The sequence below is a fragment of the Knoellia flava TL1 genome (assembly GCF_000768675.1).
Taxonomy (GTDB): Bacteria; Actinomycetota; Actinomycetes; order Actinomycetales; family Dermatophilaceae; genus Knoellia; species Knoellia flava.
Map to the genome: position 1 here is coordinate 50,508 of NZ_AVPI01000056.1, position 14,548 is coordinate 65,055.

13 protein-coding genes are annotated in these 14,548 nt (G+C 71.1%); 6 read left to right on the forward strand and 7 right to left on the reverse strand.

The genetic code is table 11. The annotated features are described in order from the left end of the window. Positions 1-26 precede the first annotated feature (26 nt). The gene (gene coaE, locus N798_RS14305) at positions 27-1,202 is read left to right on the forward strand and encodes a dephospho-CoA kinase (protein WP_035949625.1); all 1,176 of its coding nucleotides are present in this window, start codon (positions 27-29) and stop codon (positions 1,200-1,202) included. On the opposite strand, the gene N798_RS14310 is transcribed toward coaE, so the two are convergent. After that, the gene (locus N798_RS14310; protein WP_035949626.1) at positions 1,187-2,236 is read right to left on the reverse strand and encodes a Gfo/Idh/MocA family protein; all 1,050 of its coding nucleotides are present in this window, start codon (positions 2,234-2,236) and stop codon (positions 1,187-1,189) included. The genes coaE and N798_RS14310 overlap by 16 nt on opposite strands. A gap of 112 nt (positions 2,237-2,348) precedes the next feature. On the opposite strand from N798_RS14310, the gene uvrB reads away from it, so the two are divergent. Both uvrB and N798_RS14320 read left to right on the forward strand, forming a co-directional pair. Further along, complete coding sequence (uvrB, locus tag N798_RS14315) at positions 2,349-4,463, forward strand: excinuclease ABC subunit UvrB (protein WP_035949627.1); 2,115 nt, start codon at positions 2,349-2,351, stop codon at positions 4,461-4,463. 46 nt (positions 4,464-4,509) lie between these two features. After that, complete coding sequence (locus N798_RS14320) at positions 4,510-4,866, forward strand: MmcQ/YjbR family DNA-binding protein (protein ID WP_035949628.1); 357 nt, start codon at positions 4,510-4,512, stop codon at positions 4,864-4,866. Here the strand turns inward: N798_RS14320 and N798_RS14325 are convergent. Further along, the gene (locus N798_RS14325) at positions 4,830-5,657 is read right to left on the reverse strand and encodes an alpha/beta hydrolase family protein (RefSeq protein WP_035949630.1); all 828 of its coding nucleotides are present in this window, start codon (positions 5,655-5,657) and stop codon (positions 4,830-4,832) included. The two genes, N798_RS14320 and N798_RS14325, sit on opposite strands and share 37 nt — an antisense overlap. Positions 5,658-5,962: 305 nt before the next feature. On the opposite strand from N798_RS14325, the gene N798_RS14330 reads away from it, so the two are divergent. Next, positions 5,963-6,946 (forward strand): TerC family protein, encoded by a 984-nt coding sequence (locus N798_RS14330; RefSeq protein WP_035949782.1) that lies wholly within the window; start codon positions 5,963-5,965, stop codon positions 6,944-6,946. Positions 6,947-6,978: 32 nt separating this feature from the next. Here the strand turns inward: N798_RS14330 and N798_RS14335 are convergent, their stop codons facing one another. Both N798_RS14335 and N798_RS14340 read right to left on the reverse strand, forming a co-directional pair. After that, positions 6,979-7,851, reverse strand: a complete 873-nt coding sequence (locus tag N798_RS14335; protein ID WP_035949632.1) for an EamA family transporter — start codon at positions 7,849-7,851, stop codon at positions 6,979-6,981. A gap of 36 nt (positions 7,852-7,887) precedes the next feature. Beyond that, positions 7,888-8,229 carry an HNH endonuclease gene (locus N798_RS14340; protein ID WP_371870440.1) on the reverse strand — a complete coding sequence of 114 codons (342 nt, stop codon included), beginning with the start codon at positions 8,227-8,229 and terminating at the stop codon, positions 7,888-7,890. Positions 8,230-8,430: 201 nt separating this feature from the next. Here N798_RS14340 and N798_RS14345 point away from each other — a divergent pair, with 201 nt between their 5' ends. Further along, positions 8,431-8,643, forward strand: a complete 213-nt coding sequence (locus N798_RS14345) for a hypothetical protein (protein WP_035949636.1) — start codon at positions 8,431-8,433, stop codon at positions 8,641-8,643. Between the two features lie 5 nt (positions 8,644-8,648). Here the strand turns inward: N798_RS14345 and N798_RS14350 are convergent, their stop codons facing one another. Genes N798_RS14350 through N798_RS18470 form a run of 3 tightly spaced genes read right to left on the reverse strand, consistent with a single transcriptional unit; the run spans position 8,649 to position 11,174 of the window. Then, positions 8,649-9,314 carry an MBL fold metallo-hydrolase gene (locus tag N798_RS14350; RefSeq protein ID WP_035949638.1) on the reverse strand — a complete coding sequence of 222 codons (666 nt, stop codon included), beginning with the start codon at positions 9,312-9,314 and terminating at the stop codon, positions 8,649-8,651. Position 9,315: 1 nt separating this feature from the next. Continuing rightward, positions 9,316-10,008, reverse strand: a complete 693-nt coding sequence (locus N798_RS17555) for a maleylpyruvate isomerase family mycothiol-dependent enzyme (protein ID WP_188450335.1) — start codon at positions 10,006-10,008, stop codon at positions 9,316-9,318. A 5-nt stretch (positions 10,009-10,013) separates the two neighbouring features. Beyond that, entirely contained in the window at positions 10,014-11,174 is a 1,161-nt protein-coding gene (locus N798_RS18470; protein WP_035949640.1) for a hypothetical protein, read from the reverse strand. Positions 11,175-11,246: 72 nt separating this feature from the next. Between N798_RS18470 and uvrA the strand changes: the two genes are divergently transcribed. Beyond that, the gene (gene uvrA / locus N798_RS14365) at positions 11,247-14,444 is read left to right on the forward strand and encodes an excinuclease ABC subunit UvrA (protein ID WP_035949641.1); all 3,198 of its coding nucleotides are present in this window, start codon (positions 11,247-11,249) and stop codon (positions 14,442-14,444) included. Positions 14,445-14,548: the final 104 nt, after the last annotated feature.

The window sequence follows — 14,548 nt, forward strand, 5'->3', positions numbered from 1 at the left end:
CCTACGACGCCGGGTACGTTGACTCCATGCTGCGCGTGGGCCTCACCGGCGGGATCGGCTCCGGCAAGTCGACGGTCGCCCGGACGCTGGCCGACCTCGGGGCGGTCGTCGTGGACGCCGACGCCGTGGCCCGCGAGGTCGTCGAACCCGGCATGCCGGCCCTCACCGCGATCCGCGAGCGCTTCGGCGACGACGTCTTCGGGAGGGACGGAGCCCTCGACCGACCCGCCCTCGGGCGCGTCGTCTTCGGCGATCCCGCTGCCCTGGCCGACCTCGAGGCGATCACCCACCCGGCCATCTGGAGGCGGACCGCCCAGCTGCTCGAGCAGGCGCCCAACGACGCCGTGCTCGTCCACGACATGCCGCTCATCGTCGAGAAGTCGATGGGCGCCGACTACCACCTCGTCGTCGTCGTGGGCGCCACCGAGGAGGAGCGCCTTGCGCGTCTCGTCCGGGACCGTGGCATGGACGAGCAGGACGCGCGTTCGCGCATCGCCGCACAGGCCGACGACGACGCGCGGCGCGCCGCAGCCGACGTGTGGCTCGACAACCACGGCACGCCGGAGCAGCTCGGCGTGCAGGTGCGGCGGCTCTGGGCCGAGCGGTTCGAGCCGTTCAACGCCAACCTGCTGCACGGCATACGGGCTCGTCGACCTGACGCGCTCACGATCAGCGAGCCGCGCGAGGAGTGGACCGCGCAGGCGGCGCGGCTCGTCGCGCGGGTCGAGAAGGCGCTGGGGGAGCGGGCGGTGACCGTCGAGCACATCGGCTCGACGTCGGTGCCCGGCCTGCCGGCCAAGGACGTCATCGACCTCCAGGTGGGGGTCGCGTCCCTCGACGACGCCGACGAGCAGGCGTTCGTCGACGCCCTCGCGCGGTGCGGCTTCCCGCGGGTCGGCGAGGTTTCTCACGACAACGGCAAGGACGGGCAGGACTGGCCCAAGCGGTTCCACGCCAGCGCTGACCCCGGCCGCATGGCCCACGTCCACGTGCGCGAGGTCGGCAGCCCCGGCTACTCGTGGGCGCGGCGGTTCCGTGACTGGCTGCGAGTCGACGAGGCGGCCCGCTCCGAGTACGCCGCCCTCAAGATGCGCCTGCTGGCCCAGGGGCTCACCCCGTCGGAGTACGCCGACGCCAAGGAGCCGTGGTTCGACTCGGTGCACGAGCGCGTCCGGGGCCACGCGGCTCACTCGCCGGGGTAGCGCACCCCTACCTGCGACCGGACCTCGTCGAGGACCTCCATGATGCGCAGGGTCTCGGCGGCGGGCAGGAGCGGGCTCTCCGTCAATCCGGCGTCGATGCACCGCGCGGCCTCGCAGACCTCGAAGTGGAGGCCGTGCTCGCGGCGCTCGGGTTCCCACGACAGCTCGGTCCCGGCGTCGCGCGACACGAACCTCACGCGCGACGGCGCGTACCAGCGGTTCTGGGGGTCGTCGGGGTCGCCGAGCTCGAGCCGGCCCTCGGTCCCGTTGATGCTCGCGGTGGTGGGCGTGCGCGAGGTCATCGTCGCGTGGAGCAGACCATGCCCGCCGTTGCGGCCGGTCACGAGGATCGTCTCCTCGGCGTCGACGCCCTCATCGGTGAGGCGGCCGCTCGCCGTGACCGACTCGATGCCGCCGAGCGCGAACGACGCGAACGACGTGGGATAGATGCCGAGGTCGAGCAGCGCACCACCCGCGAGGGCCGGGTCGGAGAGCCGCTGCGGGCCGTTGGGGAAGAGCGGCTGGCCGTGGTCGGCGAAGACGTTCTCGACCTCGCCGAGCAGTCCCTGCTCGAGGCACTGGCGGACGACGTCGACGCCCGGGAGGAAGCGGGTCCACATCGCCTCCAGGGCCAGCAGCCCCTTGTCAGCGGCGGCGAAGAGGACCTCGCGGGCCTCGGCAGCGTTGCGGGTGAACGCCTTCTCGACGAGGACCGGCTTCCCCGCCCCGAGGGCGAGCAGCGACTGCGCGTGGTGCTCGGAGTGCGGGGTCGCGACGTAGACCGCGTCCACGGCGGGGTCCGCGACGAGCTCCTCGTAGGACCCGTATGCCGTGTGCACCCCGAAGTCGTCCGCGAACGCCTGCGCACGCGACAGGTCGCGCGAGGCGACGGCCTGCAGGACCTGACCGGTCTCGTCCCGGAGCGCGGCCGCCATCTCACGGGCGATGTAACCGGGTCCGAGGACGCCCCAGCGCAGGCTGGGCGCGGAACGGGGGTCGGGGGTGCGGGGCTCGGGGAGCGCGGTGAGGGTCACCGACTCATCCTCCCGCACCTCGTGCCTGCGTCCGCAAGTGTGGTGGGTATGCCGGCATCTCGCCGGACGCTGCGGGTGAGGCTCTGTCGGTGGCACGGCATACCGTGTGGGTATGCGTCCCACCACCGACCTCAAGCGCACGGTCGCGCCGTTCAAGGTCGTCTCCGAGTTCGAGCCGGCCGGTGACCAGCCGGCCGCGATCAAGGACCTCGCCGAGCGCGTCAACCGCGGCGAGCAGAACGTCGTGCTCCTCGGCGCCACCGGCACCGGCAAGTCGGCGACGACGGCGTGGCTCGTCGAGCAGGTGCAGCGGCCGACGCTCGTCATGGCGCCCAACAAGACCCTCGCGGCGCAGCTCGCCAACGAGTTCCGTGAGCTGCTTCCGCACAACGCCGTCGAGTACTTCGTCAGCTACTACGACTACTACCAGCCCGAGGCCTACGTCCCGCAGACGGACACCTACATCGAGAAGGACTCCTCGATCAACGACGAGGTCGAGCGGCTGCGGCACTCGGCGACCAACTCGCTGCTCACCCGCCGCGACGTCATCGTCGTCGCGTCCGTGTCGTGCATCTACGGCCTCGGCACGCCGCAGGAGTACGTCGACAAGATGGTGCAGCTGCGCATCGGCGACGAGCTCGACCGCGACGAGCTGCTGCGGCGGTTCGTCCAGATGCAGTACACGCGCAACGACCTCGCCTTCACCCGCGGCACCTTCCGCGTGCGCGGGGACACCGTCGAGATCATCCCCATGTACGAGGAGCTCGCGGTCCGCATCGAGTTCTTCGGCGACGAGGTCGACAAGATCTACACGCTGCACCCGCTCACCGGCGAGGTCGTGCGTGAGGAGACGGAGATGTACGTCTTCCCCGCGTCGCACTACGTCGCCGGCACCGAGCGGATGGAGCGTGCCATCGCGGGCATCGAGCACGAGCTCGAGGAGCAGCTCAGGACGTTCGAGAGCCAGGGCAAGATGCTCGAGGCCCAGCGACTGCGCATGCGCACGACCTACGACATCGAGATGATGCGGCAGGTCGGCTCGTGCTCCGGCATCGAGAACTACTCGATGCACCTCGACGGCCGCACCCCCGGCTCGGCGCCCAACTGCCTCCTCGACTACTTCCCCGAGGACTTCCTGCTCGTCCTCGACGAGTCGCACGTCACCGTGCCGCAGATCGGGGCGATGTACGAGGGCGACATGTCGCGCAAGCGCACCCTCGTGGACCACGGGTTCCGTCTGCCGTCGGCGATGGACAACCGCCCGCTCAAGTGGGAGGAGTTCCTCGAGCGCATCGGGCAGACCGTCTACCTCTCCGCGACACCGGGCAACTACGAGCTCGCCCAGGCAGACGGCGTCGTCGAGCAGATCATCCGCCCGACGGGTCTCGTCGACCCCGAGATCGTGCTCAAGCCGACGAAGGGGCAGATCGACGACCTGCTCCACGAGATCAACGAGCGGGCCGCCAGGGACGAGCGCGTCCTCGTCACGACGCTGACGAAGAAGATGGCCGAGGACCTCACCGACTACCTGCTCGACAAGGGGGTGCGGGTCCGCTACCTCCACTCCGACATCGACACCCTCCGCCGCGTCGAGCTGCTCCGCGAGCTGCGGATGGGTGAGTACGACGTCCTCGTCGGCATCAACCTGCTCCGTGAGGGACTGGACCTGCCCGAGGTGTCGCTCGTCTCGATCCTCGACGCCGACAAGGAGGGCTTCCTCCGCTCGGCCCGCTCCCTCATCCAGACGATCGGCCGTGCCGCGCGCAACGTGTCGGGCCAGGTCCACATGTACGCCGACAAGATCACCCCGTCGATGGCCGAGGCCGTCGACGAGACCTCGCGCCGCCGTGAGAAGCAGATCGCCTACAACACCGAGCGGGGGATCGACCCGCAGCCGCTGCGCAAGAAGATCGCCGACATCACCGACATGCTCGAGCGCGAGGACGCCGACACCGAGGCCCTGCTCGGGTCCGGACGGTCGCGGTCGCGCGGGAAGTCCGACGGGGGTCGTGGCGGTCGGGGGGCGCTGGCCGCCGACGCCGTCACGGTCGGCACGGACCGGCTCGCGGGCATGGCGGCGGGCGACCTCGCCAACCTCATCCAGGAGCTGACGACCCAGATGCACCAGGCTGCGGCCGACCTGCACTTCGAGCTCGCTGCCCGACTGCGTGACGAGCTGGGCGACCTCAAGAAGGAGCTCCGGCAGATGAGCGAGGCGACACGATGACATCGAGGAACACGACCGGTGCGCCCGTCCGCGGCCGGGACAGCGGGTGACCCCTGAGGAGCTGGGCGCCTACGCCCTGGCCAAGCCGGGGGCGTGGGCCGACCAGCCGTGGGAGGGCGACGACGTCGCCAAGGTCGGCGACAAGATCTTCGCGTTCCTCGGGTCGGAGGGGGTCGGGGTCAAGCTCGGCACCCGGGCCGAGGCCGACGAGTGGCTGGCCGAGTTCCCCGACGACGCGGCCGTCATGGCCTACATCGGCCGGCACGGCTGGAACACCCTCGCCATCGGGGGGACGATCCCCGACGAGGCCCTGCGCGAGGCGGTCGACACGTCCTACGCCCTCGTCGTCGCGAAGCTGCCGCGCAGTCAGCGACCCGAGAGCTCGTCGAGCAGCTCGAGCTGACGCGTCCACGCCGGGGACTCGACGTCGATGACGACGAAGTGGTCGCCGTCGACGAGCTCGACGGAGGCGTCGGCGCCCGTCGCGGTGGCCGCCTCGACGTACTCACGTGACTGCGTCGGCGGGACGATGTCGTCGCCCCTGCCGTGGACGCACCGCACCGGCACGTCGAGAGGCACCTGTTGCCGTGGGTCGAAGGCCGCGTCCTCCGTGGTGGGGGCGCGACCGAGGAGCGCCTGCACCGCGCCCGACCCGAGGTCGTCGCGGTGGGCGGCGACGAGGTCGAGGACCCCGGCCTGCGACAGTGCCCCCGTGACGCGGACGCGCGCGTCCTGCCACCCGGCATACCGCTGGCGTCCTGCAGCCCACACCGCGAGGTGCCCACCGGCCGAGTGCCCGAGGGTGAGCACGGTCGAGGTGTCGAGGCCCTCGACGCCGGCGAGCCGCTCGATGGCGGCGTGCACGTCGTCGAACGTCGCCGGGGCGCCGCCACCGATGCCGACCCGGCGGTACTCGACGTTCCACGCCGTCCAGCCCTGCTCGGCGAGCGAGCGGGCGAGGGGACGGCCGAGCTCGAGGTCGTACTCCGCCTTCCAGAAGCCGCCGTGGATGACGACGACGACGCCCTTGCTCGCGCCGCTGGGCCGGGTCAGCTCGGCGAACTGCGACGGGTCGTCCCCATAGGTGATGCGCACGGGTCTCGAGTCCTCCTCTGGTGACGGCGGTGACTGCTGCGAGCACGCGACGAGGGGGAGCGAAGCCATCCCGAGCAGGAGGCCGCGACGCGTGAGCACGCTCGCAGCCTAGGTCGAGAGTGCTCGACACGCCGCCGAGCACCCACCACCCCCAGCGTGTTCTGCACTCTCGACCTCGTGCCCACCGTCCGTGGTCGAGTTGCGGCTCGACTCTCGATGCGTGCGAGAATCGTCCGAGCGGAGGGGAGTATCCCCAGCGCGGACTCCTCGTCATCACGGTCTCATCCAGGCCCGGGGATCCGGTCCAGCCCCACGGGCGGGAGAGACCTCCGGGACACGCACCCGACCCCCGGAAGGTTCCGCACTTGCACTCCCTCACCTCACTGGCGGCCGCGACGCCGTCGATGAACGTCGCCACGTGGCAGTGGTTCCTCACCATCGGCATCGCCGCCGCCGTGCTGCTCTTCGACGTCGTCATGATCGCGCGCAACCCGCACCGCCCGTCGACGAAGGAGCTCGTCCTCGCGCTCTCGTTCTACATCGGCGCCGCGGTCCTCTTCGGGATCTGGGTCTGGCTCAGCCACGGGAGCCAGCTGGCGGGCGAGTTCTATGCCGGCTGGCTGACCGAGTACTCCCTGTCGGTCGACAACCTCTTCATCTTCCTGCTCATCATGGCGAAGTTCGCCGTGCCCGAGAAGTTCCAGCAGACGGCCCTCATGTGGGGCATCATCATCGCGATCGTCCTGCGCGGCATCTTCATCTGGCTCGGCGCCGCGGCGATCAACAACTTCTCGTGGGTCTTCTACATCTTCGGCGCGTTCCTCATCTACACCGCGGTCAAGCTCGCGACCGAGGGCGAGAGCGACGACGAGGAGTACGAGGAGAACCGCTTCATGAAGTGGGTGGAGAAGACCCTGCCGTCCACCAAGGAGTGGACGAGCAAGATGGTCGTCAAGGAGAACGCGAAGCGCGTCGTCACGCCGCTCTTCATCGTCGTCCTCGCGCTCGGCACGACCGATCTGCTCTTCGCGCTCGACTCGATCCCGGCGATCTACGGCCTCACCAAGGAGCCCTACCTCGTCCTCACCGCGAACCTCTTCGCGCTCATGGGTCTGCGCCAGCTCTACTTCCTGCTCGGTGGCCTGCTCCAGAAGCTCGTCTACCTCAGCCTGGGCCTGTCGGTGCTGCTCGCCTTCATCGGCGTCAAGCTCATCCTCCACGCCCTGCACGAGAACGAGCTGCCGTTCATCAACGGCGGCGAGCACTTCGACGTGCCGGAGATCCCGATCGCGGTCTCGCTGGGCGCCATCGTCGTCATCCTCGGTGTCACCACGGTCGCCAGCCTCTGGAAGACCAAGCGTGACGAGAAGCAGGAGATCAACGCCTGACCCGTGGCACGGCATACGCCGCGTGCAGTGCGCTAGGACCCCGTCGACTCGGCGGGGTCCTTGCGCGCTCCGAGGCCGAGGACGATCGCGGACGCGAGCACGACGAGAGCCATGCCGGCGAGCTGCCAGCCGTGGAGCACCTGCCCGAGGACGACGAGCCCGGCGAGAGCGGCGACGGCAGGCTCGAGGCTGAGCAGGATCCCGAAGACCTGGGCGGTGAGCCGCCGCAGCGCGACGAGCTCGAGCGAGTAGGGCAGCACCGACGACAGCACGGCGATGCCGAGGCCGCGGGCGAGCACACTCGCGTCCCACTCCGGCACCGAGGCGAGCCCGAAGGGCAGCGTGACGAGGGTCGCGACGACCATCGCGAGCGCGAGGCCCTCGAGCTTGTCGAACTCGGCGCCGGTGCGCCCGCTGAAGATGATGTATGCCGCCCAGCACGCTCCCGCGGTCGCGGCCAGTCCCAGCCCGGTCCAGTCGAGGTCGGCGAACGGCACCGACAGCGCCTCGGAGATGAGGAGGACGCCGGCGCCCGCGGCGAGCACCGCGACGAGGTCGACGACACGACGTGACAGGGAGGCAGCGAGCAGCAGCGGGCCGAGGAACTCGATCGTCACGGCGACACCGATCGGCAGGTGGGCGAGCGACCCGTAGAACGTGAAGTTCATGAGCCCGAGCGCAAGCCCGAAGCCGACGACGGTGAGCCAGGCGCGCCGTGAGTGGCCGCGGAAGCGGGGGCGGGCGATGGCGAGGAGGATGACGGTCGCGAAGAGCAGGCGCATGACGACCGAGCCCCCGGCCCCGATCTCGGGCACGAGCGTCGCGGCGAGCGCGCCACCGAACTGGACCGAGACGACGCCGGCGAGGACGAGCAGGGGTGCGGGAACCGAGCTGAGGCGCGACACCCCGTCAGGCTAGGACCGGCAGCTCGACGGTCCCGCTCACGCCACTCCGTGAGACGGAGGTGCGGGCGGTGCCAGCAGAGCCCGGATCGCCGCGTGGCGTTCGAGGAAGGCGCGCTCGTCGTAGCGCTTGCGACGCAGCCATCCGGTGACCTCGTCGTTGCACTTGCTCGCGTTGCACGGTCCGCAGGCAGGGGCGATGTTGTCCAGGGTGTAGCGGCCGCCCCGCGAAAGGGGCAGGACGCAGTCGCGCTGGAGCGGACGGTCGGTGGCGCCGCAGTAGGCGCAGCCACCCCACGCCTCACGCAGCGCCGCCCACTGGTCGCCGCTGAGGTCGTGCTCGACCGCGTCCAGGCGCCGCTTGCGCCGACGGGCTGCCACGGCTCTCCGACTCCGCCTCATCGCCACGTCGTCAGCGTAGTTCGGGCGTCACCACCGGCGTCCGCGCCACTCCGGGCCCGGGTGCCGGCCCGCGTCGGGGGTGCCTCGGGCTCATTCCGTCACGTGGCCGCGTCGGGCATGCTGGAGCGAGAGGCGACAGGCCTCGCACAAGCCACACACCCGAGAGGAGTTGAGCACGCGATGAACGAGGACGACCGCGACGACGAGGGGCTTGGTGACGTGGAGGCGCACGAGGCGAACGAACGCCTCGACCGTCTCGCCGGCAGCATCGCCGACCGGATCAACCTGCTCGAGGTCCGCGTGGGCGCGCTGGAGCTGCAGGTCCGCACGTCCGACCAACGGATGAGCCTGCTCGAGGAGACCCTCCGCCAGCACGAGATCGAGGTGCCTTAGCGGGACTACCAGCCGCGCTCGCGCCACTCGTCGAGGTGCGGGCGCTCGGCGCCGAGCGTCGTGTCACCGCCGTGCCCGGGGTAGACCCACGTGGAGTCGTCGTAGACGTCGAAGACCCGCGTCGTGACGTCCTCGATGAGGCTGTCGAAGCTCTGCCCCTCGTTCTTCGTGTTGCCGACGCCGCCCGGGAAGAGCGAGTCGCCGGTGAAGAGGTGGGTGTGGCCCTCGGGGTCGGCGTAGGCCAGGGCGACCGAGCCCGGCGTGTGGCCGCGCAGGTGCACGACGCCGAGCCGCACGTCACCGACCGTGACCGTGTCGCCGTGCTGCAGCCGCACGTCCGGACGCACCGGAAGGGCGTCGGCGTCGTCGGCGCCGGCGTAGGTGCGCGGGTGGAAGGCGTCGACGAGGTCGCGCAGCGCGCGCACGTGGTCCCAGTGCTGGTGGGTCGTCACGACGTGGTCGAGGCTCCCGCTGCCCTCGCGGACGAGGGCTCCGAGGCGCGAGGCGTCGTCGGCGGCGTCGACGAGCAGCTGCTCGCCGGTGGTCCGGCAGGTGAGGAGGTAGGCGTTGTTCGACATCTCCGACACGGCGAGCTTGCGGATGACGAGGTGCGCGAGCTCGCGGACCTGTGCGGGTCCGCCGGGGGAGACGTCGCCGTCGTATGCCGTCACGTCACAGTCCCGCGGTCAGCTCGGGGAGCGCCTCGGCGCGCACTCCGCTCGGGTCCTGACGGGCCAGCCAGGTGAGGATGCCGGCGCGCGAGCCGGTCACCGGAGGCACGCCGTCGGTGTCGTCGCCGACCCTCCACGTGTCACCCTCGTCGCTGCGCAGGACGAGGGGCGGGGCGCCCTCGACGCCCTGCTGCCGCTTGAGTTCGTTCTCGAGGAAGAGCACCTGGAGGTCGCCCTCGACGTCGTCGAAGCCGAACCCGAGGTCGAGGTCCACGTGGTGGTAGACGACCTCGCGCAGCCGCATGAAGGGGAGCATGCCGCCCTTAAAGGTCGGGCCGCCCGGCGTCCGCTCGAGCACGACGTCACGGTGCTCCGGCCCGAGCCGGCGCAGCGCCTCGGCGAGCGGGACGGCGCTCTGTTCGACCTCGCCGACGACGACCTCGGGGTCGCGGCCCACCCCGTCGTCGATCTCGCTGTCACGCCGCTCGGGGGACGCGTACATCGTCTCCCCGGTGCCGTCGACGGCAGCACCGACGAGGCGGACGAGGGCCTCGGCGTTGCGGGCGAGGTGGTTGAGGACGTGGTCGCGGGTCCACCCTTCGCACAGGCTGGGCGCGGACAGGTCGTCGCACGCACGGGCGTCGGAGACGAGGCGAGCGGTGTGCTCGTCGATGGCGGCGAGGAGGTCGGTCACGTTCGTCAGGCTACGCGCGCCCGCCACAGGGCGGGAGTGCCACGCCCGGCACCGGTGACGACCCACACCTCGGCACCGTGGACGACGACCGAGGTGGGCGGTCCCGGTGGACCGGTGGCTGTGGTCCACCTCGCGCCGGACCGCCGCAGGAGCGTCGTGCCCTCAGCCGTGGGTGCGGCGACGACGACGTCGTCGCCGAGAGGGACCGGCGACGGGACCGAGGCGTTCTCGGGAACCTCGACCGTCGGTGTCCCGGGCGGCTCCGCGGTCGTGCCGTCGGTGACCTCCCACATCGAGAGGCGCCCGTCCGTCGCCCCGGTGAGGAGGCACCGGTCGCGGGCGCAGACGGCGCCGTGGACCTCGGAGGTGCCCCGGTCGCCGCTGCGGGGCAGCTCGACCCGGGTCCAGGGTCCGCTCGGCCCCGGTGACGTCCACACGGCGGGCACGACCTCCACGGAGCCGGGAGCGAGCCTCGTGACCGAACCGCCAAGGAGCAGGCCGTCACCGCGGGCCGTGATGACGCGCGCGTCCACGAGTTCCCCGGGCGTGCTGCCGAGGGGGGTGCCGGTGGACGGGACCCGGGCCCACCGGTCCCCACTGCGCGTCCACGTGGCGACGTCCATCCCCGTCTGCTCGCTCTGCCAGGCGCCGAGCACGACCGGTGACGAGCCGGCATACGCGATGCCTGCGAGGTCCCCGGCGCCATAGCTGCCGAAGACGCCGAAGGGCTGCTCCTGCTCCGCGACGCCCGCGGCGGTGCCGGACCACGTCGTCCACCGGTAGTTGCCGTGCGCGCCGCCGCGGGCGCCGGCGATGGCGTCGATGCGCCCGCCGCGGGTCGCGACCTCGAGCCAGCGACCCTCGAAGGCGTAGGGCGAGCGCGGCGTCAGCGGCACCTCACGCAGGTCGTCCGGGCCGGGGCCGACGAGGAGGCGCGGGCGGGGCCGGGAGGGGGTGATGGCCCCGACGACGACGTCGTCTGCCGAGGTCGCGAGCGTGACGGGCTCGAGCCCGCCGGGGAGGGGGACCCGCTCCCACCGGAGCGTCGTCGGGGTCGTCGTGGGGGAGGCGGGCGGCTGCGGCGAGCCCGTCGAACCGGTCGTGCAGGCGCCGCACAGCACGGTCGACCCGGCGACGAGTCCGACGAGCACCGCGCGCACGCTCACAGGCGCCACTCTAGGTGCGCTGCGGGGCCGCATCCCGGCGCCGGACGGTGGCTGTCGGTGGGTCCACCTAGCATGGAGGACGTGACTTCTGCCGCGACCACCTCGCCTTCCCGACGCTCCGGGAGCGCCACCCACGACCGCCTCGTCGTGCGTGGCGCGCGTGAGCACAACCTCAAGGACGTGTCCGTCGACCTTCCTCGGGACTCCCTCGTCGTCTTCACGGGGCTGTCCGGCTCGGGCAAGTCCTCGCTGGCGTTCGACACGATCTTCGCCGAGGGCCAGCGCCGCTACGTCGAGTCGCTCTCCGCCTACGCCCGGCAGTTCCTCGGGCAGATGGACAAGCCCGACGTCGACTTCATCGAGGGCCTGTCGCCGGCGGTGTCGATCGACCAGAAGTCGACCAACCGCAACCCGCGCTCGACGGTGGGCACGATCACCGAGGTCTACGACTACCTCCGTCTGCTCTTCGCCCGCGCCGGCCGGCCGCACTGCCCGACCTGCGGCGAGCCGATCACCCGCCAGAGCCCCCAGCAGATCGTCGACCGGCTGCTCGAGCTGCCCGAGCGCACCCGCTTCCAGGTGCTCGCGCCGGTCGTGCGCGCCCGCAAGGGTGAGTACGTCGACCTCTTCGCCGAGCTCCAGTCCAAGGGCTTCGCCCGGGCCCGTGTCGACGGCGAGGTCGTCTCGCTCACGGAGCCGCCCAAGCTCGAGAAGCAGGTCAAGCACAGCATCGACGTCGTCGTCGACCGCCTCGTGTCCAAGGGCGGCGACGCCTCGTCCAAGCGGCGTCTCACCGACTCGGTCGAGACCGCGCTCGGACTCGCCGGCGGCGTCGTCGTCATCGAGTTCGTCGACGTCACGACCGACGACGACCCGAGCGGCCTCCCGCGTGAGCGCCGCTACTCGGAGCGGATGGCCTGCCCCAACGACCACCCTCTGACGATGGACGAGGTCGAGCCCCGCTCCTTCTCGTTCAACTCCCCGTTCGGCGCCTGCCCGGTCTGCACCGGCATCGGCACCGAGCTCGAGGTCGACGCCGACCTCATCGTGCCCAACGACGAGCTGAGCCTGGCCGAGGGCGCCATCGCGCCGTGGGCGTCGGGCAGCGGCGCGTCCGAGTACTTCCAGCGCGTCCTGGGCGCCCTCGCCGAGGAGCTCAAGTTCAGCGTCGACGTGCCGTGGCGCGCCCTGCCGGAGCGGGCCCGCGAAGCCCTGCTCAACGGCCGCAACCATAAGGTGCACGTCAAGTACCGCAACAGGTTCGGCCGCGAGCGGTCCTACACCACCGGCTTCGAGGGGGCCATCCCGTTCGTCAAGCGTCGTCACGCCGAGACCGACTCGGACTGGAGCCGTGAGCGCTACGAGGGCTACATGCGTGAGGTGCCGTGCCCCTCCTGCCGCGGCAGCCGCCTCAAGCCGGAGTCGCTCGCCGTGCTCATCGGCGGTCACAGCATCGCCGACGTCTGCGCCCTGCCGATCTCCGACTCGGCGAAGTTCCTCGAGGACGTGGACTTCACGGTCCGTGAGCGCCAGATCGCCGAGCGGGTCATCAAGGAGATCAACGCCCGCCTCGGCTTCCTCCTCGACGTCGGGCTCGACTACCTCAGCCTCGACCGCCCGGCCGGCACGCTCTCCGGTGGTGAGGCCCAGCGCATCCGTCTCGCCACCCAGATCGGCTCCGGGCTCGTCGGCGTCCTCTATGTTCTCGACGAGCCGAGCATCGGGCTGCACCAGCGCGACAACCACCGCCTCATCGAGACCCTGACGCGGCTGCGCGACCTCGGCAACACGCTCATCGTCGTCGAGCACGACGAGGACACCATCGCGACCGCGGACTGGGTCGTCGACATCGGCCCGGGCGCCGGTGAGCACGGTGGCGAGGTCGTCCACAGCGGCACCGTCGCCGACCTGCTCACCCACGAGACCTCGCTCACCGGCAAGTACCTCTCCGGCCGCGAGGAGATCCCGGTGCCGGCGGAGCGCCGCCCGCAGACCCCGGGCCGCGAGGTCACCGTCGTCGGGGCGCGTGAGCACAACCTCCACGACGTGAGCGCGAGCTTCCCGCTCGGCAACCTCGTCGCCATCACCGGCGTCTCGGGATCGGGCAAGTCGACCCTCGTCAACGACATCCTCTACAACGTCCTCGCCAACAAGCTCAACGGCGCCCGCCACGTTCCGGGTCGCCACCGCACGGTCACCGGGCTCGAGCACCTCGACAAGGTCGTCCATGTCGACCAGGGGCCGATCGGTCGCACGCCACGGTCCAACCCGGCCACCTACACCGGCGTGTTCGACGCGATCCGCAAGCTCTTCGCGACGACGACCGAGGCCAAGATCCGCGGCTACCAGCCCGGAAGGTTCTCGTTCAACGTCAAGGGCGGCCGCTGCGACGCGTGCTCCGGCGACGGCACCATCAAGATCGAGATGAACTTCCTGCCCGACGTCTACGTCCCGTGCGAGGTGTGCCACGGCGCGCGCTACAACCGCGAGACGCTCGAGGTCCACTTCAAGGGCAAGACGATCGCCGACGTCCTCGACATGCCGATCGAGGAGGCCGCCGAGTTCTTCGCCGCGGTGCCCGCGATCGCCCGGCACATGACGACGCTCAACGAGGTGGGGCTCGGCTACGTCCGGCTCGGCCAGCCCGCGCCGACGCTTTCCGGTGGTGAGGCGCAGCGCGTCAAGCTCGCGACGGAGCTGCAGAAGCGCTCGACCGGCCGCACGATCTACGTCCTCGACGAGCCGACGACCGGTCTGCACTTCGAGGACATCCGCAAGCTGCTCGGCGTCCTCCAGGGTCTTGTCGACAAGGGCAACAGCGTCCTCGTCATCGAGCACAACCTCGACGTCATCAAGAGCGCCGACTGGATCGTCGACCTCGGCCCCGAGGGCGGCAACAAGGGCGGCACGATCGTCGCCACCGGCACGCCCGAGGAGGTCGCGGACAACCCCGACAGCCACACGGGCCGGTTCCTCGCGCCGGTCCTTGCCAAGACCTCGCGCACGACGACCCGCGGTTCGTCGTCGGGCACCAAGGGTGCAGGAGCCAGGACGGGGGCCAAGGCGACGTCCAAGACGACGGGCCCCACGACCACGAAGGCCGCTGCAGACAGGGCGCCGGCGAAGAAGCGGACGGCAGCGGCCCGCGCAGCCACAGCGGCCTCGACGACGGCGAGCACGGCGAAGCCCGCACGGTCGACCCGCAAGGCCACGGCTTCCCGATCCTCGCAGGGCGGGTCCGCGAAGCGGACGCCGCGCAAGAGCGCCTAGCCGGGCGGACGGCATACCCCCGTATGCCGGCACCCGTCCCGAAAAGCAGTCGAGAGTAGAAGAAGTCCCGCCCCACACGACGTGGGGCGGGACTTCTTCTACTC